Source organism: Tessaracoccus aquimaris, assembly GCF_001997345.1.
GTDB classification, from domain to species: domain Bacteria; phylum Actinomycetota; class Actinomycetes; order Propionibacteriales; family Propionibacteriaceae; genus Arachnia; species Arachnia aquimaris.
Genome location: NZ_CP019606.1, coordinates 944,632 through 966,074 on the forward strand (window position 1 = coordinate 944,632; position 21,443 = coordinate 966,074).

Annotated in this window: 19 protein-coding genes; 16 read left to right on the plus strand and 3 right to left on the minus strand. The window is 67.7% G+C overall.

Annotation, left to right across the window (positions count from 1 at the left end; genetic code table 11):
- Nucleotides 1-12: 12 nt before the first annotated feature.
- Genes dnaJ through tgt form a run of 3 tightly spaced genes read left to right on the plus strand, consistent with a single transcriptional unit; the run spans nt 13 to nt 3,130 of the window.
- Complete coding sequence (gene dnaJ, locus BW730_RS04435; RefSeq protein WP_077685201.1) at nt 13-1,179, plus strand: molecular chaperone DnaJ; 1,167 nt, start codon at nt 13-15, stop codon at nt 1,177-1,179.
- Entirely contained in the window at nt 1,176-1,907 is a 732-nt protein-coding gene (locus BW730_RS04440; RefSeq protein ID WP_077685202.1) for a 16S rRNA (uracil(1498)-N(3))-methyltransferase, read from the plus strand. The genes dnaJ and BW730_RS04440 overlap by 4 nt, the downstream gene beginning before the upstream one ends.
- The gene (tgt, locus tag BW730_RS04445; RefSeq protein WP_077685203.1) at nt 1,904-3,130 is read left to right on the plus strand and encodes a tRNA guanosine(34) transglycosylase Tgt; all 1,227 of its coding nucleotides are present in this window, start codon (nt 1,904-1,906) and stop codon (nt 3,128-3,130) included. Before BW730_RS04440 ends, tgt begins: the two co-directional genes overlap by 4 nt.
- Here tgt and BW730_RS04450 read toward each other — a convergent pair.
- Nucleotides 3,109-3,825, minus strand: a complete 717-nt coding sequence (locus tag BW730_RS04450; RefSeq protein ID WP_077685204.1) for a queuosine precursor transporter — start codon at nt 3,823-3,825, stop codon at nt 3,109-3,111. The genes tgt and BW730_RS04450 overlap by 22 nt on opposite strands.
- 82 nt (nt 3,826-3,907) lie before the next feature.
- On the opposite strand from BW730_RS04450, the gene BW730_RS04455 reads away from it, so the two are divergent.
- From BW730_RS04455 to BW730_RS04505, 11 genes are all read left to right on the plus strand, one after another.
- On the plus strand, nt 3,908-4,339 hold the full coding sequence (locus BW730_RS04455; protein ID WP_077685205.1) for a DUF5709 domain-containing protein: 432 nt from the start codon (nt 3,908-3,910) through the stop codon (nt 4,337-4,339).
- 83 nt (nt 4,340-4,422) lie between these two features.
- A complete protein-coding gene (locus BW730_RS04460) occupies nt 4,423-5,421 on the plus strand; it encodes a PhoH family protein (protein WP_418082045.1) in 999 nt (332 codons plus the stop codon).
- Nucleotides 5,418-5,879, plus strand: a complete 462-nt coding sequence (ybeY, locus tag BW730_RS04465; protein ID WP_077685206.1) for an rRNA maturation RNase YbeY — start codon at nt 5,418-5,420, stop codon at nt 5,877-5,879. Before BW730_RS04460 ends, ybeY begins: the two co-directional genes overlap by 4 nt.
- A 1-nt stretch (nt 5,880) precedes the next feature.
- Nucleotides 5,881-7,119 carry an APC family permease gene (locus BW730_RS04470; RefSeq protein ID WP_077685207.1) on the plus strand — a complete coding sequence of 413 codons (1,239 nt, stop codon included), beginning with the start codon at nt 5,881-5,883 and terminating at the stop codon, nt 7,117-7,119.
- Nucleotides 7,120-7,167: 48 nt separating this feature from the next.
- Complete coding sequence (locus BW730_RS04475; protein ID WP_077685208.1) at nt 7,168-8,484, plus strand: hemolysin family protein; 1,317 nt, start codon at nt 7,168-7,170, stop codon at nt 8,482-8,484.
- Nucleotides 8,477-9,403: a GTPase Era gene (gene era, locus BW730_RS04480; protein ID WP_145952723.1), complete on the plus strand. Its 927-nt coding sequence runs from the start codon at nt 8,477-8,479 to the stop codon at nt 9,401-9,403. The genes BW730_RS04475 and era overlap by 8 nt, the downstream gene beginning before the upstream one ends.
- Nucleotides 9,404-9,580: 177 nt before the next feature.
- Nucleotides 9,581-10,861 (plus strand): ABC transporter substrate-binding protein, encoded by a 1,281-nt coding sequence (locus BW730_RS04485; RefSeq protein WP_077685210.1) that lies wholly within the window; start codon nt 9,581-9,583, stop codon nt 10,859-10,861.
- A gap of 79 nt (nt 10,862-10,940) precedes the next feature.
- Nucleotides 10,941-11,882: a carbohydrate ABC transporter permease gene (locus BW730_RS04490; RefSeq protein ID WP_077685211.1), complete on the plus strand. Its 942-nt coding sequence runs from the start codon at nt 10,941-10,943 to the stop codon at nt 11,880-11,882.
- Nucleotide 11,883: 1 nt separating this feature from the next.
- On the plus strand, nt 11,884-12,738 hold the full coding sequence (locus BW730_RS04495) for a carbohydrate ABC transporter permease (protein WP_077685212.1): 855 nt from the start codon (nt 11,884-11,886) through the stop codon (nt 12,736-12,738).
- Between the two features lie 241 nt (nt 12,739-12,979).
- Nucleotides 12,980-14,719, plus strand: coding sequence for a 2-isopropylmalate synthase (leuA, locus tag BW730_RS04500; RefSeq protein WP_077685213.1), 1,740 nt, complete (start codon nt 12,980-12,982; stop codon nt 14,717-14,719).
- Nucleotides 14,720-14,802: 83 nt separating this feature from the next.
- Nucleotides 14,803-15,894, plus strand: coding sequence for a metallophosphoesterase (locus BW730_RS04505; protein WP_077685214.1), 1,092 nt, complete (start codon nt 14,803-14,805; stop codon nt 15,892-15,894).
- Between the two features lies 1 nt (nt 15,895).
- Here BW730_RS04505 and BW730_RS04510 read toward each other — a convergent pair whose 3' ends face one another.
- A complete protein-coding gene (locus BW730_RS04510) occupies nt 15,896-16,543 on the minus strand; it encodes a DUF6928 family protein (protein ID WP_077685215.1) in 648 nt (215 codons plus the stop codon).
- A 33-nt stretch (nt 16,544-16,576) separates the two neighbouring features.
- Between BW730_RS04510 and BW730_RS04515 the strand changes: the two genes are divergently transcribed.
- Nucleotides 16,577-19,126 carry a DEAD/DEAH box helicase gene (locus BW730_RS04515; protein WP_077685216.1) on the plus strand — a complete coding sequence of 850 codons (2,550 nt, stop codon included), beginning with the start codon at nt 16,577-16,579 and terminating at the stop codon, nt 19,124-19,126.
- Nucleotides 19,127-19,494: 368 nt separating this feature from the next.
- Nucleotides 19,495-20,607: an IS30 family transposase gene (locus BW730_RS04520; RefSeq protein WP_226996699.1), complete on the plus strand. Its 1,113-nt coding sequence runs from the start codon at nt 19,495-19,497 to the stop codon at nt 20,605-20,607.
- A gap of 64 nt (nt 20,608-20,671) precedes the next feature.
- Here the strand turns inward: BW730_RS04520 and BW730_RS04525 are convergent, their stop codons facing one another.
- A complete protein-coding gene (locus BW730_RS04525; protein WP_077685217.1) occupies nt 20,672-21,436 on the minus strand; it encodes an isoprenyl transferase in 765 nt (254 codons plus the stop codon).
- Between the last annotated feature and the right edge of the window lie 7 nt (nt 21,437-21,443).

Below are 21,443 nucleotides of genomic sequence, written 5' to 3' on the forward strand. Positions count from 1 at the left end.
ACCAACACAGATATGAGCAAGGACTACTACGACATCCTCGGGGTGGAGCGCGACGCGCCCCCCGAGGCCATCAAGAAGGCCTACCGTCGCCGCGCCATGAAGGTGCACCCGGACGTCGCACCAGACGACGCGGAGGCGGCGGAGAAGTTCAAGGAACTCAGCGAGGCCTACGAGGTCCTGAGCGACCCCAACAAGCGCGCCGTGTTCGACCGCGGCGGCGACCCGATGTCCCAGGGCGGCGCCGGGTTCTCCGGCTTCGGCGGCGGCTTCCCGGGCGGGTTCGACTTCACCAACCTGGTCGACGCGATGTTCGGCACCGCCTCCTCCCGCGGCCCGCGTTCGCGCGTGCGCCAGGGCCAGGACGCGCTCGTGCGGCTCAGGCTTGAGCTGTTCGAGGCCGTCTTCGGCGCCACGAAGCCCGTCAAGGTGCAGACCGCCGTTGTCTGCCCCAAGTGCTCGGGCAAGGGCGGCGAGCCAGGCTCCGAGCCCGTCACCTGCGGCACCTGCGACGGCAGCGGCGAGGTCTCGCAGATCCAGCGCAGCTTCTTCGGCGACGTGCGCACCACGCAGGCCTGCCCGACCTGCCGCGGCTACGGCACCATCATCCCCAACCCGTGCACCGAGTGCTCCGGTGAGGGACGCGTCCGCACCACCCGCACGCTTCAGGTCAAGGTGCCGGCAGGCGTCTCGACCGGCATCCGCATCCACCTCGAGGCGCAGGGAGAGGTCGGCCCCGGCGGCGGGCCAGCGGGCGACCTGTACGTCGAACTGGTCGTCGACGAGCACGACACGTTCCGCCGCGACGGCGACAACCTCGAGATGGTCGTCAAGCTGCCCATGACGGCGGCGGCGCTCGGCACCACCGTCCAGGTGGCGACGCTGGAGGCCGAATGGCCCGACTCCCCGGTCGAGGACCGCAGCGTCGCCGTCGAGGTGCCAGCAGGCACCCAGTCGGGCACCCGGATCGCGATCAAGGGCAAGGGCGTGCCGCGGTTGCGCGGCGGCGGACGGGGCGACCTCGGCGTCACCCTGCTCGTGCAGACCCCGACCAAGCTCGACGACAAGCAGCGCGAACTGCTGCGCCAACTCGCCGAGGAGCGCGACGAGACCCGCGCCGAGGCCATCGCGGCGAAGGGTCATAGGGGAGTCTTCGGCAAGATCTCCGAGTGGTTCTCGTGACGAGTGCCCTCTTCCTCGCCGAGTTCGGTGACATCGCCCCCGAGGCGCTGATCACCATCACCGGCGACGAGGCCCACCACGCCGTCGCCGTCAAGCGCATCGAGGTGGGGGAGACGGTGCTCGTCGCCGACGGACGGGGATCGGCCGTGACCGCGGTGGTCGAGGAGACCGGACGCCGCGAACTCACCGTCCGCGTCGTCGAGGTGCTCCACCCGGATCAGCCCGCCCTGACGTGGGGCGTCGCCCAGGCGCTCGCGAAGGGCGACCGCAGCGACCTCGCCGTGCAGACCGCCACCGAGCTCGGCACCCGCAGGATCCTGGCCTGGCAGGCCGCCCGCAGCATCGTGCGCTGGCAGGGCGACCGCGGCGACAAGTCGTTGGAGAAGTGGCGTGCCACGTGCAGGGAGGCCACCAAGCAGGCGCGTCGCTTCTTCGTCCCCGACGTCAGCTTCGCCACGACCGCAGACGTGGCCGAGGCCATCGCGCTGGCCGACGTCGCGCTCGTCCTGCACGAGGACGCGGTGGACCACATCGCCGACATCGACCTCCCCTCCGAGGGGACGGGGCTGCTGATCGTCGGACCAGAGGGCGGCATCACCCCTGACGAACTGGACCGCTTCCTCGAGGCGGGGGCCCGCGCCGTCAGCATCAGCGACGGCGTGCTGCGCACCTCGACGGCCGCCGCCGTGGCGCTCGGCCAACTCGACGTGCTCGCGAGACGCTCGTGAGCTTCTCCTTCGACGTCACGCACCGGCTGGACGACGCACCCGGCCGGGTCGGCGTCATCCACACCCCGCACGGCGACATCGAGACCCCGGCCTTCGTGGTCGTCGGCACCAAGGCCACCGTAAAGGCCGTGCTGCCTGAGACCGTCGCCGACCTCGGTGCCCAGGCGGTGCTCGCCAACGCCTACCACCTGTACCTGCAGCCCGGCTCCGACCTGATCGACGAGGCGGGCGGGCTCGGCGCGTTCATGAACTGGCCCGGCCCCACCTTCACCGACTCCGGCGGCTTCCAGGTGATGAGCCTCGGCGCAGGGTTCAAGAAGGTCCTCGCCATGGACACCGCGGGCCTGCAGAACGACGACGTGATCGCCGAGGGCAAGACCAGGATGGCCCACGTCGACGAGGATGGCGTCACCTTCAAGTCGCACCTCGACGGAACCAGGCACCGCTTCACCCCCGAGATCTCGATGCGCATCCAGCACGAACTGGGCGCCGACATCATGTTCGCCTTCGACGAGTTGACCACGCTGATGAACACCCGCGGCTACCAGGAGGCCTCCGTCGAGCGCACCCACCGCTGGGCGGAACGCTGCCTCGCTGCGCACGCCCAGCTCACCAGGGAGCGCGCAGACAAGCCGTACCAGGCGCTGTTCGGCGTCATCCAGGGCGCCCAGTACGAGGACCTGCGCCGCTCGGCGGCCCGCGGACTTGCAGAACTGGAGGTCGACGGGCAGTCGTTCGACGGCTTCGGCCTCGGCGGCGCGCTCGAGAAGGAGAACCTCGGCACCATCATCGGCTGGATGGTCGACGAACTGCCCGACGACAAGCCACGGCACCTGCTCGGCATCTCGGAGCCCGACGACTTCTTCGCGGCCATCGAAATGGGCGCCGACACGTTCGACTGCGTCAACCCGTCGCGCGTGGCCCGCAACGCGGCCATCTACACCGCGGACGGGCGCTACAACGTCAACACCGCCCGCCACCGGCGCTCCTTCGTGCCGCTGGAGGAGGGCTGCGACTGCTACACGTGCCAGCACTACACGCGGGCCTACCTGCACCACCTGTTCAAGGCGAAGGAAATGCTCGCCTCCACGCTGGCGACCATCCACAACGAGCGCTTCACCGTCCGACTGGTCGACGCGATCCGGGCAGCCATGCGGGCGGGCGACTTCTACGCCTACCGCGACGAGTTCCTCGGCAGGTTCTACTCCACCGAGCCCGCGTAGCTCGGCTCGCGGCGCTTGACGAGCTTGATCACCTGATAGGTGATCGGCAGGAACAGCGCCTCGATGGCGACCTTGTACAGGTAGCCGACCAGGATGTAGTTGATCAGCGTTCCGCCGGTGATGATGCCAGCGAACGCGACGATGCAGAAGATGGTGGTGTCGGCGGCCTCTCCGACCACCGTCGAGCCGAGCAGCCGGGCCCAGAGCGACCCCTCGCGGGTGCGGCGCTTGAGCCGCACCAGCACCCACGCGTTGAGCAACTGCCCGACGGCGTAGCCGAGCAGCGACGCGACCACGATCCGCGGCACGAACCCGAGGATCGACACGAAGGCCTCCTGGTTGCCCCAGTCGGCCGCGGGCGGCGCCGCCCCGACGATCAGGAACGTCACCGAGGCCACCACCGAGGTGGCGAACCCGATCGCGATGGCCCTGCGGGCGCCCGCCCAGCCGTACACCTCGGCGAGCACGTCGCCGAGCACGTAGGTCAGCGGAAACAGCAGCGCCCCGCCGTCGGTGATGATCGGAAGCAGCGGAAAACCGAGCAGGTCGACGTCGGGGCCGAACTGGATCAGCTTCACCGCGGCCACGTTCGAGATCAGCAGCAGGGCGCAGAACAGCGCAACGACCACGTCGTAGACACCCGCCGGGCGGGTGGCGAAGCGCGGCCGCTGCTGCTCGTCTGAAACTGGGGGCACCGGGGCAGTCTACGGTGCCCCCACCGGGGGTGACCTGCGCGTTGTTCCCGCCCCGGTGAGCGGGCGGTGGCAAGATTTGGTTATGGACGAACTGGAGAATGAGGTTGTACCGGAGGACTCGGAGCAGCTCGATCAGCTGCAGCCGGGCGACTCCCTGATCAACCGCGGCGTCAAGGATGTCCTGGACGAGGGCTACATCGCCCCTGACGGCTGGTCGGTCGCCCAGGGCTACGGGAACACCCCCGCCGAGATGCGGCAGGGTGAGACCATCGACATGCGCGTCAAGCAGGAGGAGCCCGAACCCAAGGACTCGCAGGCCAACTGGAACCCGCACGGCGAGACCCGACAGGTCGGCACCGAGCGTGCCGGGCGGCTGATGTCGGTGCAGGGCAGCGGGCGCGAGGACACCCTCGGCGTCGACGTCGGCATCAGCGGCGGCGCCGCGAGCGCCGAGGAGGCCGCGATGCACATCATCACCGACGACGAGGACGACGACCCCATCCTCGAGGACTGACGCTTCGGGTGGTGCTCCGGCCGCAGTACACTGTCGGGGTTCACGGCCGCGACCGGGCGGCCCCGACCACCAAGGACCTAGCCCTGACCAGCCATTCGTTGGACCAGCAGCCCGCGAGCCGCACCGTGGCGGTGCCCACGTCGATCGACATGATCAACCTGCTCGGCCCCCGCGACGACTTCCTCCGCATCCTCGAGGACCACCTCGACGCCGACCTCCACGTCAGGGGCGGACGCATCACCTTGTCAGGTGAGGCAGCGGGCGTTGCGAAGGCGGCCGAGGTGCTCACCGAACTCATCACCATCCTGCGCACCGGCCAGGGCCTGACCGGCGAGACCGTTGAGCGCGTCATCCAGATGAGCGACGACCCCGCGTCGACCGCCTCCGAGATCCTGACGCACAACATCGTCTCCTCCCGTGGTCGCACCGTCCGCCCCAAGACGCTGAACCAGAAGCGCTACGTCGACGCCATCGACAGCCACACCGTCGTGTTCGGCATCGGCCCGGCAGGCACCGGCAAGACCTACCTCGCGATGGCGAAGGCAGTGCAGGCGCTGCAGGCCAAGGAGGTCAGCCGCATCATCCTGACCCGGCCCGCCATCGAGGCGGGGGAGCGGCTCGGCTTCCTGCCCGGAACGCTCAACGACAAGATCGACCCGTATCTGCGGCCGCTGTACGACGCGCTGCACGACATGGTCGACGCGGATTCGGTCCCGAAGCTGCTCACCTCCGGCACCGTGGAGGTCGCCCCGCTCGCCTACATGCGCGGACGCACGCTCAACGACGCGTTCATCATCCTCGACGAGGCGCAGAACACCTCGATGGAGCAGATGAAGATGTTCCTCACCCGGCTCGGGTTCGGCTCGAGGGTCGTGGTGACCGGCGACGTGACCCAGATCGACCTGCCCGGAGGCGTCAAGAGCGGCCTGCGCGGGGTGCAGCAGGTCCTCGACGGCATCGACGACATCGCGTTCTGCACGCTCACCGCCAGGGATGTGGTGCGGCACAAGCTGGTCGGCCGTATCGTTGCGGCGTACGACCAGTTCGAGAGCCTGAACAAGGACCGGAGAGCCCCCAAGTGATCGACATCAACAACGAGTCCGGCGTCGAGGCAGACGAGCTGGGGCTCGTGGCCCTTTCGCGCTATGCGCTCGACCAGTTGCGGATCCACCCCCAGGCCGACCTGTCGATCGTGCTCGTCGACGAGGAGACCATGACGCAGTACCACGAGCGTTTCATGGACCTTCCGGGCCCGACAGACGTGATGAGCTTCCCGATGGACGAGCTCCGCGCACCCGACGAGGATGAGGAGCCCCCGCTCGGGCTGCTCGGCGACATCGTGATCTGCCCGCAGATCACCAGCCAGCAGGCGGCCGAAAACGGGCGGGAGCCAGCAGCCGAGATCGAGTATCTGCTCATCCACGGCCTGCTGCATCTGCTCGGCCACGACCATGCGGAGCCGGAGGAGAAGGCGGTCATGTTCGCGCTGAACGACCGGATCATCGCTGGCTGGGAACTGGCCCGCACAGGCACCGCCTGAGATGGCCGACTCGTCGCTGAACCGCAGTCTCGGCCTCGGCGACGCCATCGCCATCGGCGTCGCCTCCATGGTGGGCGCGGGGGTGTTCGTCGTGTGGGGCCCCGCCGCGTCCTCCGCGGGCGGGTTGCTGCTGGTCGCCCTCGTCATCGCGGGCGTCGTCGCCTGGTGCAATGCATCAAGTTCGGCCCAGTTGGCGGCCCAGTATCCGTCGGCCGGCGGCACCTATGTGTTCGGTCGCGAGCGGCTTGGGCCGTGGCCGGGGTATCTCGCGGGCTGGAGTTTCGTCGTCGGCAAGACCGCCTCGTGCGCGGCGATGGCGATGGCCTTCTCCGCCTATGTCGTGCCAGAGGCCTGGCAGCGGCCGGTCGCGATCGGCATCGTGTGGGTGCTGGTGGGGATCAACTGCCTCGGGGTGACCCGCACGGCCCTCGCCGCGCGGATCCTGGCGTTCGCGGCCCTCGTCGGGCTCGCCACCGCGCTCGCCGTCGGCTGGTCGGACGGTCCGACGGCGTCGTTCGGCTGGGCGCCGGGTGAGATGGGCGGCGCCTACGGCACGCTGCAGGCCGCCGGGTTGCTGTTCTTCGCGTTCGCCGGCTACGCCCGGATCGCCACGATGGGCGAGGAGGTCCGCGACCCGGCCCGCACCATCCCACGGGCGATCCTGGGGGCGCTGGTGCTGGTGCTTGCCATCTACGCGGTGGTCGCCGTCAGCCTCCTGTACCTGCTCGGCCCCGACCTGCTCGCGCAGCAGGCCGCGCCGCTGACGGCGCTCGTAGCGGGGCATCCGGTCGCCCGGATCGTGCTGACCGTCGGGGCCGCCGCGGCGATCGCTGGCGCCCTGCTCGGGCTGACCACCGGCATCGGCCGCACCTGGCTCGCGATGTCCCGCGAGGGGGATCTGCCCCGCTGGTTCGCGGTCACCCACCCGAGGACAAAGGTTCCGCACCGCATCGAGATCGTCCTCGCCGTGGTGCTCACCGCGGTGCTGCTGGTCGCCGACCTGCGCGGCGCCATCGGCTTCTCGTCGTTCGCGGTGCTGCTGTACTACCTCGTCGCCAACGTCGCCGCCTACACCCAGGACGCCGAGCACCGGCGCTACCCGCGGGCGCTGCAGGTCGTGGGCGCCGTGCTGTGTGTGGTGCTCGCCGCGACGCTGCCGTGGACCTCGGTGCTCGGCGGGGTGCTGCTGCTCGCCGTCGGCGCGCTGTGGAGACTCCTGCGTCCGCGCGCGCTGCGGTAGAATCTCGCAGCGCACCTGTAGTCGAGTAAAGCGAGTTGATCACGCCCCGTGTCCCAGTCCGAGTGGATTGAGCTTGGCATCGCGCTGCTGTGCGCCATCGGAGCCTCTCTGATGGCGGCCGTCGAGACGGCCCTCAGCGTCATCACCAAATCCCGCGCCGAGCGCATGGTCGAACATGGGGAGCGGGGCGCCGAGCGCATCCGGTTGATCGCCCAGGACCCAGCGCCGTCCATCAACGCCGTCATGTTCACCCGGATGGCGCTGGAGACCACCTCGATCGTGGTGGCCTCCATCGTGATGTTCACGCAGTTCCGGGCCGACTGGACCCGCGCGCTCGTCACCATCGCCATCATGCTCGTCGTGTCGTTCATCCTGTGGGGCGTCGCGCCCCGCACGCTCGGCAGGCAGAACCCGGAGAAGACGCTGACGTTCTTCGGGCCGCTGATCAGCGGCCTGACCACCGTCTTCGGCCCGATCGCGCAGTTGATGATCCTGCTCGGCAACGCGCTGACCCCTGGCCGCGGCTACACGGACGGACCGTTCGCCACCGAGGCCGAACTGCGCGACCTCGTCGACATGGCCGAGGCGAACGAGCTGATCGAGGCCGGCGAGTCGAAGATGATCCACTCGGTCTTCGAGTTGGGCGACACCATCGTCAAGGAGGTGATGGTCCCGCGCACCGACATGGTCTACATCCCCAAGGACCGCACCCTGCGGCAACTGCTGTCGCTGGCGCTGAGGTCCGGCTTCTCGCGCATCCCGGTCGTGGGGGAGAACCTCGATGACGTGCTCGGCGTCATCTACCTCAAGGACGTCACGAAGCGGATCTACGACTATCCCGACGCAGAGCGCCGCGAGAGCGTCGCCTCCTTGATGCGCCCGGCGGTGTTCTGCCCCGACTCCAAGCCGGTCAGCGAGTTGCTGCACGACATGCAGTTGAGCCATTCGCACCTGGTGATGGTCGTCGACGAGTTCGGCGGCACCGCGGGGCTCGCCACCATCGAGGACATCCTCGAGGAGATCGTCGGCGAGATCGTCGACGAGTACGACCAGGACGCGCCCGCCGTCGCGGATCTCGGCGGAGGCCGCTACCGGGTCTCATCCCGGCTGCCGCTCGACGAGTTGGGGGCCTTGTTCAACCTCGACCTGGACGACGATGACGTCGAGACCGTCGGCGGGCTGATGGCCAAGCAGCTCAATCTCGTTCCCATCCCCGGTTCCCGCACCATCGTCGGTAACATCGAGCTGATCGCGGACCGGGCCATCGGGCGTCGCCACCAGATCGGCACGGTGCTCGCCCGCCAACTCACCGACGAAGAACTCGCCGATGAGTCCAACCACGAAGGTGAAGATGACGATGACTGACCAGGGATTCCATTCGGGCTTCGCGTGCTTCGTTGGTCGACCCAACGCGGGCAAGTCGACGCTCACCAACGCGCTGGTCGGCCAGAAGATCGCGATCGCGTCCTCCAAGCCGCAGACCACGCGCCACGTGGTGCGCGGCATCGTCACGGAGCCCGACGGCCAACTGATCCTGATCGACACCCCGGGGCTGCACCGCCCCCGCACCCTCCTCGGCCAGCGACTCAACGACCTCGTCTTCGAGACGTGGGCGGAGGTCGACGTGGTCGGCGTCTGCCTGCCGTGCGATCAGCGCATCGGGCCCGGCGACAAGTTCATCATCGGTCAGCTCGCGAAGCTCGAGCGGCGCCCACTGTTCGTGGCGCTCGCCACGAAGACCGACCTGGTCAGCAAGGAGCGGCAGCTCTCGCACCTCGTCGACGTCGCAGGCGTCGCCGAGGAGCTCGGCATCGAATGGGCGCAGGTCATCCCGTGCTCGGCGACCGGCGGCGACAACGTCGAGGTCGTCAAGGAGCAGCTCATCGCGCTGCTGCCCGAGGGGCCGATGTACTACCCCGACGGTGAGATCACCGACGAGCCGACCGAGACGCTGATCGCGGAGCTGATCCGTGAGGCGGCGCTCGAGGGCGTCCGCGACGAGCTGCCGCACTCGATCGCCGTGATGATCGACGAGATCCTGCCGCGCCCCGATCGGCCGGAGGACAAGCCCCTGACAGACATCTTCGCCTCCATCGTCGTGGAGCGGGATTCGCAGAAGGGCATCATCATCGGGCACAAGGGGGAGCGGCTCCGCGAGATCGGCGCGACCGCACGCGAGCAGATCAACAGGCTACTCGGGACGCGCGTCCACCTGAACCTGCACGTCAAGGTGATGAAGGAATGGCAGCGCGACGCCAAGTACCTCAACCGGTTGGGGTTCTGACCCGCCGGTCATGTCCACTGTGCTCAAATGAGCGAAAGTTATGCGCGAGTGAACGGTCACCATAACGGTTGGGTCACGACCGAATTGGTCATGTTCACAAACCGGTCGCTTCCTTTCTAGTATCACGGCATCAGCCAGTTTCATGGCTGCCTTGACCCGTAAGGAAAGGAAGCACACGTGAACAAGCGTGTCCTCAAGTTCGGAACCGTGGCTCTCATCGGCGCGTTCGCGCTGTCCGCCTGTGGGGGCGGTGGTGGCGACAAGGGCGAAGGCACGACGCCAGCGTCCACGGCCGATCCGGCGTCGCTCGAGACCACCATCAAGATCCTCGCCCCCTCGTATGCCGACTCGTCCAAGGCCGACTGGGACAAGATCACGGCAGAGTTCAACAAGACCTACCCCAAGGTGAAGGTCGAACTGCAGATCGAGGGCTGGGACGGCTTCTCCGACAAGGTCTCGGCGCGCATCCAGGCCAAGGACTACCCGGACATCCTCAACGACAACGCGTTCGCGGCGTCGGCCGACGCGGGCATCCTCTACCCGATCGACGAGGTGCTCAGCAAGGAGACCCTCGCCGCCATCGAGCCGTCGCTCCTGAAGAACGGCCAGGGCACCGACGGCAAGCAGTGGGCTGCCCCCGACATCGCAAGCTCCCGGATGCTCGCCTACAACACCGACCTGTTTGAGAAGGCAGGCATCGCGGCGCCGCCGAAGACGTGGGCCGAGATGGATGACGCGGCCAAGAAGATCGTCGCGCTCGGCAACGACACCCGCGGCTACGGCATGCCGCTCGGCAAGGAAGAGGCGCAGGTTGAGGCCTCGCTGTGGCTGTGGGGCGCCGGTGGCAACTGGGTCGTCGACGGTGCGCTCAAGGCCGACACGCCCGAGGCCGAGGCCGGCTTCGCGCAGATGAAGAAGATGCACGCCGACGGCCTCACGCAGGCCAACCTGGAGGACAACCGCCAGGATGTCGCCAACCTGTTCCAGGCTGGCAAGCTCGGCATGCTCGTCGCGCACTCGCCGATCGTGACCGACGCCGAGGCAAAGGGCATCAAGGTCGCCCTGGCTCCGGTCCCGGACAAGGACGGCGGGGAGGGCGTCGCCACTGGCGTGACCGACTTCATCGTCGCGTTCAACAACGACGACGCGAAGCGCAAGCAGGCCACCGCCGCCTACCTCGACCTGATGTACTCCGACGCGATGTACGAGGGCTGGTACAAGGGCACCAAGCTGCTCCCGGTGACCACCTCGATGATCGAGAAGGCCAAGACCGAGGCGGCAAACGACAACGACAAGGCGTTCCTCGAGGCCCTGTCGATCGTCAAGTTCCTGCCCGTGGGCGACCCCGGCTGGGATGCCCTCCAGGCAGCGCTGCAGGGTTCGGCGTACAAGGTCGGTTCCGAGGAACCGTCGGCTCTCCTGAAGGAGATCCAGGCCCAGGTCGACGCCCAGAGCTGACGACCGAGCCGGTACCGGGCGGGGGGCGCGAGGACGCGCCTCCCGCTTCGGCGGGCTCACAGAGGAAGGCCACAATCCAGTGTCAACCACCACCATCGAGACGGGCGTCGAGCGGAAGCAGTCCTCGCGTCTACGGGAGACGATCACGGCCCTGCCGTGGCTGCTGCCCACCCTGATCCTGATCGCGGGCGTCGTGCTCTACCCGACCGTCCTGATGATCTACACCTCATTCTTCAAGTTCAACAACAAGGGCATCCAGAAGGGCGACGCGCCCGTCGGGCTCGACAACTACATCGGCCCGGCAGGCGCGTTAACCTTCCCTGGCGTCCCGGTCGGCCGGATCATCCTCAACACGATCGTCTGGGTCGTCGTCGTGGTGATCGTCACCGTCGCGCTGTCGCTCCTGCTGGCCCAGTTCCTGAACAAGCCGTTCCGGGGCCGCAAGCTGCTTCGCCTCTTCATCATCCTCCCGTGGGCCTGTTCCGTCGTGATGACGGCCACCGTCTTCAGGTACGGACTGCAGGAGAACGTCGGGCTCTTCAACCGGTTGATGGTCGACACCGGGATCATCGAGACGGCCCGCGCGTGGACGAAGGACCCGACAAGCGCGTTCTGGATCGCGGTCTTCGTCGCGGTCTACGTCTCCCTCCCGTTCACGACCTACACGATCCTCGCGGGCCTGCAGGCCGTCCCCGGCGACGTGCTGGAGGCCGCACACGTCGACGGCGCCAACTCGGTGCAGCGCTACTGGCAGATCGTGCTTCCGCTGCTGCGTCCGGCGATCGCCACGGCCGCGCTGATCAACATCATCAACGTGTTCAACTCGCTGCCCATCCTGAGGTTGTTGCAGGAGACCCCCGGCTACCACACCGGGCACATCACCACGACGCTGATGTTCGAGTACCAGAAGTCGCTCGGCCCAGGCGTCTCGTCGGCGCTCTCGGTGCTGAACTTCCTGTTCTGCCTGGTGATCATCGCGATCTACCTGAGCGTCGTCCAGCCGACGAAGGAGGTGGACTGACATGGCCCGCATACCGGTCCAGAGCGTCCTGAACAAGCGTCCCAGCCCGTGGGTGATCGCGCTCGGGTCGCTGGTGATCGTCGCCTTCTTCGGGTTCCCCTACGCGCTGATGTTTGTCACGTCGCTGAAGTCCCGGCTCGAGGTCACAGACATCCCGCCCGCGTACTTCCCGTCGAGGCCTCACTTCGAGAACTACGTCAACGTGTGGTCCTCCGAGGTGAACCCGGCCGCCTCGCTGCTGTCGACGGTGGTGATCGCGGGGGGCGCAACGCTGCTGGTGTTGCTCGTCGCGACCCCCGCCGCCTACTACGTGGCCCGCTTCCGTTTCCCCGGCCGAATGGTCTTCCTGCTGCTTGTGCTCATCACGCAGATGCTGCAGCCGACGGTGCTCGCCGTCGGCCTGTTCCAGGAGTTCAAGGGCTGGCAGGGCTACGCGGTCTGGGGGGCGCTGATCCTGATCAACGCGGCCTTCAACCTCAGCTTCGCGATCTGGATCATGCAGGCGTTCTTCGCCTCCGTGCCGAAGGAGATCGACGAGGCGGCCCTCATCGACGGCCTCGGGCGGATGCAGACGATGTTCCGGATCTCCCTTCCCCTGGTGTGGCCCGGCATCGTGACCGCCATCGTGTTCGTCTTCGTCAACTCGTGGAACGAGTACGCCGCGGCGCTGATCCTGGTCCAGCAGACCGAGTTGCAGCCGCTGACGGTGTCGATGCCGCGCTTCCTGGGCCTCTACATCCAGGACTGGCAGTATCTGTTCACCGTCGCGCTCATCGCGATCGTGCCGGTGATCATCTTGTTCTCCATCATCGAGAGGCGACTGATCGGCGGCCTGACCGCGGGCTCCGTGAAGTGAGGCCGTAAGGCTGGACGCGCGAGCGACGAGGGGAGGAGCGCAGGTTCCTCCCCTCGCCGCTTGTCCACGATGCGAAGTGAGACCCTGTCTGTGCTGGGAATCGGATGCTAGGGTGACGCTCGTGGCATGGCAGAACCTCCTCCTCCGCTGCCGCAGCGAGGCTCGATAACTTGAGCCGGAACTCCTCGCTGCGGTGCCTTTTCGTGTCTGGCGAAACAACCTCAGCCCAGGAGATACCCCGATGACTCAGTTCACTACCCGCCCCCAGCCCATCCCGGTTCAGCAGCCGACGCCGATGCCGGTGGGTCGCTACACCCCCTTCATCCCCGTCGACGTGCCCGACCGCACGTGGCCGACCAAGCGGATCGACAAGGCCCCACGTTGGCTGTCGACCGACCTGCGCGACGGCAACCAGGCCCTGATCGACCCCATGACACCGACCCGCAAGATGCGGATGTTCGAGCTGCTGGTCGGGATGGGCTACAAGGAGATCGAGGTCGGCTTCCCGTCGGCCTCGCAGACCGACTTCGACTTCGTCCGGCAACTGATCGAGGGCGACAAGATCCCCGACGACGTCACCATCTCGGTGCTGACGCAGGCCCGCGAGGACCTGATCTCGCGCACCGCCGAGTCGCTGATCGGCGCGAACCGCGCCACCATCCACATGTACAACGCCACCGCGGAACTGTTCCGCAACGTCGTGTTCCGCATCTCGGAGGCCGAGTGCGTCGACCTGGCGACCCGCGGCACCGAACTGGTGATGAAGTACGCGGACCAGCACCTGCGCGACGTCGCCTTCGGCTACGAGTACTCGCCCGAGATCTTCACGCAGACCCCGACCGAGTTCGCCGTCGAGGTATGCAACCGGGTCGCCGACGTGTGGCAGCCGGGCGAGGGCCGCGAGATCATCTTCAACCTGCCCGCCACCGTCGAGCGCTCCACCCCCAACACCTACGCCGACCAGATCGAGTACTTCATCCGCAACGTGCGCAACCGGCAGCACGTTGCCGTCTCGCTGCACCCGCACAACGACCGCGGCACCGCGGTCGCCGCCGCGGAACTGGGCCAGATGGCGGGCGCGGACCGCGTCGAGGGCTGCCTGTTCGGGCACGGCGAGCGGACCGGCAACGTCGACCTGGTGACGCTGGCACTGAACCTGTACACGCAGGGCGTCGACCCGCAGATCGACCTGAGCGACATCGACCACGTGCGCCGCACCGTCGAGTACTGCACCGGCCTGCCCGTGCACCCGCGCCACCCGTACGCGGGTGACCTGGTCTACACGGCCTTCTCCGGCTCGCACCAGGACGCCATCAAGAAGGGCCTGGAGCACCTGGAGCGGGTCGCCGAGGAGGCGGGTCGCGCCGTCGGCGAGATGCCGTGGGAGGCGCCGTACCTGCCGATCGACCCGCACGATGTCGGTCGCACCTACGAGGCCGTGATCCGCGTGAACTCGCAGTCGGGCAAGGGCGGCATGGCCTACCTGATGAAGAACGAGTTCAAGATGGACCTGCCCCGCAGGCTGCAGATCGAGTTCAGCCGGGTCGTGCAGAGCCACACCGACCAGGAGGGCGGCGAGGTCACCTCGCAGCAGATCTACCAGATCTTCGACGCCGAGTACCTGTCGGAGAAGCCGTGGGCGCTGAAGGCCGCTGGCTCCACGTCGAGCAACGGCCAGTTCCACGTCACCGCGACGGTCGACGGCCCGACGCGCCATGACGTCGAGGTCGAGGGCGAGGGCAACGGCCCCGTGTCGGCCTTCGTGGACGCGCTGACCAACGAGGGCGCCCACGTCCGGGTGCTGGACTACACCGAGCACGCTCTGGACGCCGGCGGCGACGCGAAGGCGGCCGCCTACGTCGAGTGCGAGATCGGTGAGGGCGACGACGCGGTGGTGCTGTGGGGCGTCGGGATCGACCCGTCGATCACCAGCGCCTCCATGAAGGCGATCCTCTCCGCGCTGAACCGCTCCGCCCGCTGACGGCGACCGACCCGGCAGGCCCTCCGACGTGTGGTCGGGCGTGCCGGGTCGGTGCTGTCTGCGGCAGGCAATAGGGTCGGGGCATGAGTTCTCGACCGGCTGGCAAGGGGCGCGCGGGCGGCGCGCCCCGGCCATCCTCCGGCGGTAAGGCCCGAGTGTCGTCCGGGGCCAAGCTGCGTACGACGCAGTCGGCGGCCAAGTCCTCGCAGGCCAAGCCCCGTGCGTCGCAGTCATCGGCCAAGGCCTCCCAGGCGAAGCCGCGGACGGGCCGCGTCTCGGGCGTCGCGGTCGGCACCAGGCGGCCGCCGGCCAAGCCGACGGCGACGCGGCACCGGCGAAGGCCGACGCCCCGGCGTTGGCCAAGGCGCCTGGCGCTGACGCTGGTGATCGCCTTCGCGCTCGGGGCCGCGACCCTTGTCCGGGCCGACTGGGAGGTCCACAACACCTTCCTCAACACCACGTCTCACCGGACAGACGAGCTCTCCTCCGAACTGCGCGTGGTGCAGTTGACCGACTTCCACAACATCCCGAGGCCGGCGCAGGTGCGCGACATCGTCGAGTTGGTGCGCGGCGCCGACCCCGACCTGATCGCGATCACCGGCGACCTCATCAACACCAACAACCGCACGCTCGACCCGGTCAGGCGACTGCTCGATGGCCTGTCGGGGATCGACGCGCCGCGCTACTACGTCGACGGCAATCACGACCACTGGTCCGCCGACCACGCCAAGCTGCACGAACTCCTCGAACGCTTCGGCGTCACGATCCTGACCGACGCGAACACCCAGGTGAGCGGCGACTTCGGGCGGCTGTCGCTGATCGGCGTCGACGACTACTTCTCCGGCAACGGGGACATCGACGCGGCGGTCGCGGGCCTCCCGGAGAAGGGGTTCCGGCTGGTGCTGACGCACTCGCCGGAGATCTTCGGCGAGTTGGACCGCACCAACATCGACTACGCCATGTGCGGCCACACCCACGGCGGTCAGATCCGGCTTCCGCTGATCGGCGCCATCTACCAACCGGGCGGCAACTGGTTCCCGAAGGTCAGCAAGGGCGCCTACGTCGACGGCGGCGCGACGCTCTTCGTCGACTCGGGTCTCGGCGTCACAGGGCCGAAGCTGAGGCTGTTCAACCAGTCCCAGGTCACGCTGCACCGCATCGGCCCGGACGTCTGAGTCAGCGCCCCAGCAGCCTTGCCAGCCAGGACTTCCTGGCGGGGGCGCCGGCCTCGAAGCGGTGCATCGGCATGTCCCACGGATCGATGGGCTCGATCTCGGCGGAGACCTCGTCCACGGGTGCCGACTCGCCACAGGTGCCAAGGATCCACAGCAGCGCGCTCTCTCCCAACTCCAGCGGGTGGTACGGGAAGCCGTCCATCGCGTGCTCGCCCTCGGCGTAGGGCTCCTCGAACGGCAGCAGCGGGCCAGCCAGCGCGGCCGTCAGACCCTCCGGCCCCGAGTCGAAGGTCACCTCGACCTTGCGGCCCTTGTAGTGCGAGGGAGTCACGTAACCGCAGAAGTCGACGACGCTGTGCACGGCCACCAGCCAGGCGCCCCTGCCGTCGCGTCGCGAGGCCTGCTGGAAGGCGGAGTCGACGTCAAGGAAGGCGATCAGCGTCGTCGGGCCCCAGGTGCCGACCCAGAGCACGCCCTCGTCCGGGAGCAGGGCGTCGTCGAGGGTGCCGGTCTCGGCGTAGCGCCAGGCGTCCGGAAAGAGCCGCTGCACCTGCGCCTGAGCGGCGTCCGCGCCGCCCTCCTGGTGACGCGCGATGTCCTCGCGGGGGATGCCGGGGGACAGCGCCAGCAGCGCGCACTTGGTACCCATGGTCGGCAAGCGTAGCGGGGTAGGGTGAGCACCATGCCCAAGCTCACCGACCGCGTTCCCGGTGACGCGGACACCCTCTACGACCACTTCCAGGCCTGGGCGACCGAGCAGGGCATCAGCCTCTACCCCCACCAGGACGAGGCCTCCATCGAACTGTTCTCCGGCAACAACCTGATCCTCGCCACGCCCACCGGGTCCGGCAAGTCGATGGTCGCGCTCGCGGCCCACTTCGCGGCGCTCGCCACGGACCGGGTCTCGTTCTACACCGCGCCCATCAAGGCGCTGGTCTCGGAGAAGTTCTTCGCGCTGTGCCAGGTCTTCGGCGCCGACAACGTCGGTATGGTCACCGGCGACGCGTCGGTGAACTCCGACGCCCCCATCATCTGCTGCACGGCGGAGGTGCTCGCCAACATCGCCCTGCGCGAGGGCGAGGGCGCCGACGTCGGGATGGTAATCGCCGACGAGTTCCACTTCTACTCCGAGCCCGACCGCGGCTGGGCGTGGCAGGTCCCGCTGCTCGAACTGCCGCAGGCGCAGTTCCTGCTGATGAGCGCCACCCTCGGAGACGTCAGCGCGCTCGCCGAGCAGTTGAGCGAGCGCACCGGACGCTCCACCAGCCTCATCGACGACGCCGAGCGGCCCGTTCCGCTGGTGTTCGAATACTCGATGACGCCGATCCAGGAGAAGGTCGTCGACCTGATCCAGGAGATGAAGGCGCCCGTCTACATCGTCCACTTCACGCAGGCGGAGGCGCTCGAGCGGGCGCAGGGGCTGCTCAGCGTCAACCTCATCACCCGCCACGACGCCGACCAGATCGCTGAGGAGATCGGCGCGTTCCGGTTCGGCCCCGGCTTCGGCAAGATCCTGTCGGGCCTGGTCAGGCGCGGCATCGGCGTGCACCACGCGGGCATGCTCCCCAAGTACCGGCGCCTCGTCGAGCAGTTGGCCCAGACCGGCCTGCTCAGGGTGATCTGCGGCACCGACACCCTCGGCGTCGGCATCAACGTCCCGATCCGCACCGTGCTGTTCACGGGCCTCTCCAAGTACGACGGCAACCGGGTCAGGAAGCTTCGCTCCCGCGAGTTCCATCAGATCGCGGGACGCGCGGGGCGCGCCGGATTCGACACCGTCGGCTTCGTCGTCGTGCAGGCCCCCGAACACGTCATCGAGAACGAGAAGGCCCTCGCCAAGGCAGGCGACGACCCGAAGAAGCGCAAGAAGGTCGTCCGGAAGAAGGCCCCCGACGGTTTCGTCGGCTGGAACGAGGAGGCCTACGACAAGATCATCGTGGCCGAGCCTGAGAACCTGACCAGCCGGATGCAGGTCACCCACGGCATGCTGCTCAACGTCGCCCAGCGGCCGGGCAACAGTTACGAGGCCATGAAGGCGCTGATCGACTCGAGCCATGAGACGCCTGACCGGCGGCGGACCCTCAAGCGCCGCGCCCTCTCGCTGACCCGCGGGCTGCTGAGCTCCGGCGTGCTCGTCAAGCTGAAGGAGCCCGACTCGCACGGTGGGTGGTGCGTGATGGCCGACTCGGTCGGCGAGGACTTTGCGCTCAACCAACCACTCGCGCCGTTCGCCGTCGCCTCGCTCGAACTCCTCGACAAGGAGTCACCGACCTACCACCTCGACGTCGTCTCCGTCATGGAGGCGGTGCTGGAGGATCCGTTCCAGGTGCTGCTCGGCCAGCAGTTCGTCGCGCGCGGCGAGGCGGTCGCGCAGATGAAGGCCGACGGGATCGAGTACGACGAGCGGATGGAACTGCTCGAGGAGGTCACCTGGCCCAAGCCGCTTGCCGAACTGCTGGAGCACGCGATCGGCATCTACGCGCAGTCGCACCCGTGGGTCGACGCGTCGGCGCTGTCGCCGAAGTCGGTGGTGCGCGACATGTGGGAGCGCGCCATGAACTTCACGCAGTTGATCTCCTTCTACAAGTTGCAGCGCAGCGAGGGGACCGTGCTGCGGTACCTGTCCGACGCGTACCGGGCACTTCGCCACACCGTCCCCGAGGACTTCCGCACCGAGAGCTTCGACGACCTCGTCGAGTGGCTGGGGGAGGCGGTTCGGCAGACCGACTCGTCGCTGCTCGACGAGTGGGAGGCGCTCACCGATCCGGACAAGGTCGCAGCGGCCGCCGAGTTGGCGGCCCAGGGCGCGCCGCCCCCGCCGCCGCGCCCCGTCACCGGCAACGAGCGCGCCTTCACCGCGATGATCCGCACCGCCATGTTCCGCCGCGTCGAACTGGCGGCGCTCGACAGGTGGGAGGAACTCGGCAAGCTCGAGGCATCCGCGGCAGGGTTGGCGGACCCGCCGCTCGAGGTGGCGATGGACGCCGAGGCCTGGGACGAGGCCCTCGCGGGGTATTGGGACGAGCACGAGGACATCGGCACGGGCGGTGCCGCGCACGGCCCGCACCTGCTGGACATCGACAAGGGCAAGGACCACTGGCGCGTCACGCAGATCATCGACGACCCGGCGGGCAACCACGACTGGCGCATCGTCGCCGACGTCGACCTCCCGGCCAGCGACGCCGCGGGCGCCGCGATCGTCCGAACCTTGGAGTTCACAAGGCTGGACTAGGGCGCGTCCTTGAGCATGTTTGGTAAGTCGTTTGCGCTGGAGAGCCTTTTGCACGTTCCAATCGCAACGAGCAACCAAACATGCTCAAGTCGGTGACCTAAGCCGAGCCTGGTCAAGGCCCTGCCGGAACAGAGTCGGGGACGGTCGGGCCGGGTGAGATTTGAGCATGTTTAGTACGTCGTTCGCGCTGGAGGGGCGGGCTCAGGTGGTGGGTGCAACAACTTGGTTGGAGGGTTGTTGTGTCGTATCCGGGTGTGGTTCGGGAGATGGTGTTAGCCAGGATCGCTGGGGGTGAGTCTGGGTTCGCGGTAGCGCGGGAGACCGGGATTGGTCACGCGAGTGTGCGGAGGTGGGCCAAGCTCGCTGGTATGAGTTTCCAAGTTGGCCGTTTAGGTGGTGTCCCAGGAGCGGCGGAGCATCGACGTAAACGTCCCCTGCAACGGATCGAGCCTCAGATCGAGGAGGCTGACTGGGTCGACCCGCGAGGGTGTTTGACCCGGGAAGCTCGGGTCGTGATCGAGGTCCGACTCCGGGACGGCTGGTCCCAATCGAAGATTGCTGCCGTGCTCGGGGTGCATCGGTCAACGGTGTCGCGTGAGGTTCGACGGGTTCCTGGCCGGTATCGGGCCAGACCCGCCCAGCGCGCCAGGCAGGCTGCCGCTCGACGACCACGACCCTCGAAGCTTGGTCCCGGGACACCACTGCGCCGGGAGGTGATCACCGGTTTGAGCGGGCGGTACTCTCCCGAACAGATCGCTGGACGACTGAAACGACAGTTCCCTGACCGGCAGGATATGTGGGTGAGCCACGAAACGATCTATCAGGCGCTCTACGTTCAAGGGGCTGGCGCGCTCCGGCATGAACTGACCGTGGAGAAGGCACTCCGGTCAGGCCGGAAGAGCCGCAAACCGCAGTCGAAACTGGTCGGCGCGCCGGTGTCGTCCAGGTCCTGGATCGGGCCTGACACGATCATCACTGCCCGACCAGTCGAAGCCCTCGATCGGGCAGTACCTGGCCATTGGGAAGGTGACCTCGTGATCGGCCGCGACTCGCGTTCGGCGTTGATCACCCTGAACGAACGCGCTTCACGGTTCACGCTGATCTCCAGGCTCGATACCCATGACTCGGTCACCGTCACTGACCGGCTGCAGGAGATGATCCACCGGCTCCCCGCCGCGGCGTTCAAGACGTTGACCTGGGACCAAGGAGTCGAGATGGCCCGGCATGCTCAGTTCACGATCGCGAGCGGTATCCGGGTGTTCTTCTGTGATCCTCACTCGCCCTGGCAGCGGCCCACCAACGAGAACGGGAACGGACTCATCAGAGATTTCTTCCCGAAGGGCACTGATTTCACCACCGTGACCGATCAAGAGATCGCCGACATGGAGACCAGCCTCAACAACAGACCCCGCAAGGTCTTGAACTTCGCCACCCCCGCTGAAACACTCCAACAAATACTCAACGTTGCGTCGACCACTTGAAACCGCCAGGGCTTTTTGCACGTTCCAACTACAACGAGCAACCAAACATGCTCAAGTCAGTGACCTACGCCGAGCCGAAGCGACGGTCGCGGCTCACGTACTGTTCGACGGCGGCCCAGAGGTCGCGGCGGTCGAAGTCGGGCCACAGCCGGTCCAGGAAGATCAGTTCGGCATAGGCCGATTGCCACAGCAGGAAGTTCGACGTGCGCTGCTCACCGGAGGAACGCACGAACAGGTCGACGTCGGGGATCTCCGGCTCGTCGAGGAACTTCGCGAACCGCGCCTCCGTCAGCCGCTCCGGGTCCAGTTTCCCCGCCGCGGCCTGCCTGGCGATCTCGCGGGCGGCGTCGACGATCTCTGCGCGGCCGCCGTAGTTGACGCAGAACTGCAGCGTCAACGTGTCGTTGTCCCTGCTCATCTCCTCGGCGACCTCGAGTTCCTTGATCACCGAGCCCCACAGCCGCGGACGGCGACCGGCCCAGCGGATCCTCACGCCCAGGTCGTTGAGTTCGTCGCGGCGCCGGTGGATGACGTCGCGGTTGAAGCCCATCAACCAGCGCACCTCGTCGGGCGAGCGCTTCCAGTTCTCCGTGGAGAACGCGTAGGCCGACAGGTAGGGGATGCCGAGTTCGATCGCGCCGTGAATGACGTCGAGCAGGGACGCCTCACCCATCGCGTGTCCCTCGGTGCGCTTGAGGCCCCGCTGCTTCGCCCAGCGCCCATTGCCGTCCATCACGACGGCGACGTGCTGGGGCAACGCCTTCGCGGGCAGTTTGGGGGCGACGGCTCCGCTGGGGTGGGGCGTGGGTCGACGGCGAGGCTGAGGCACCTCTGAA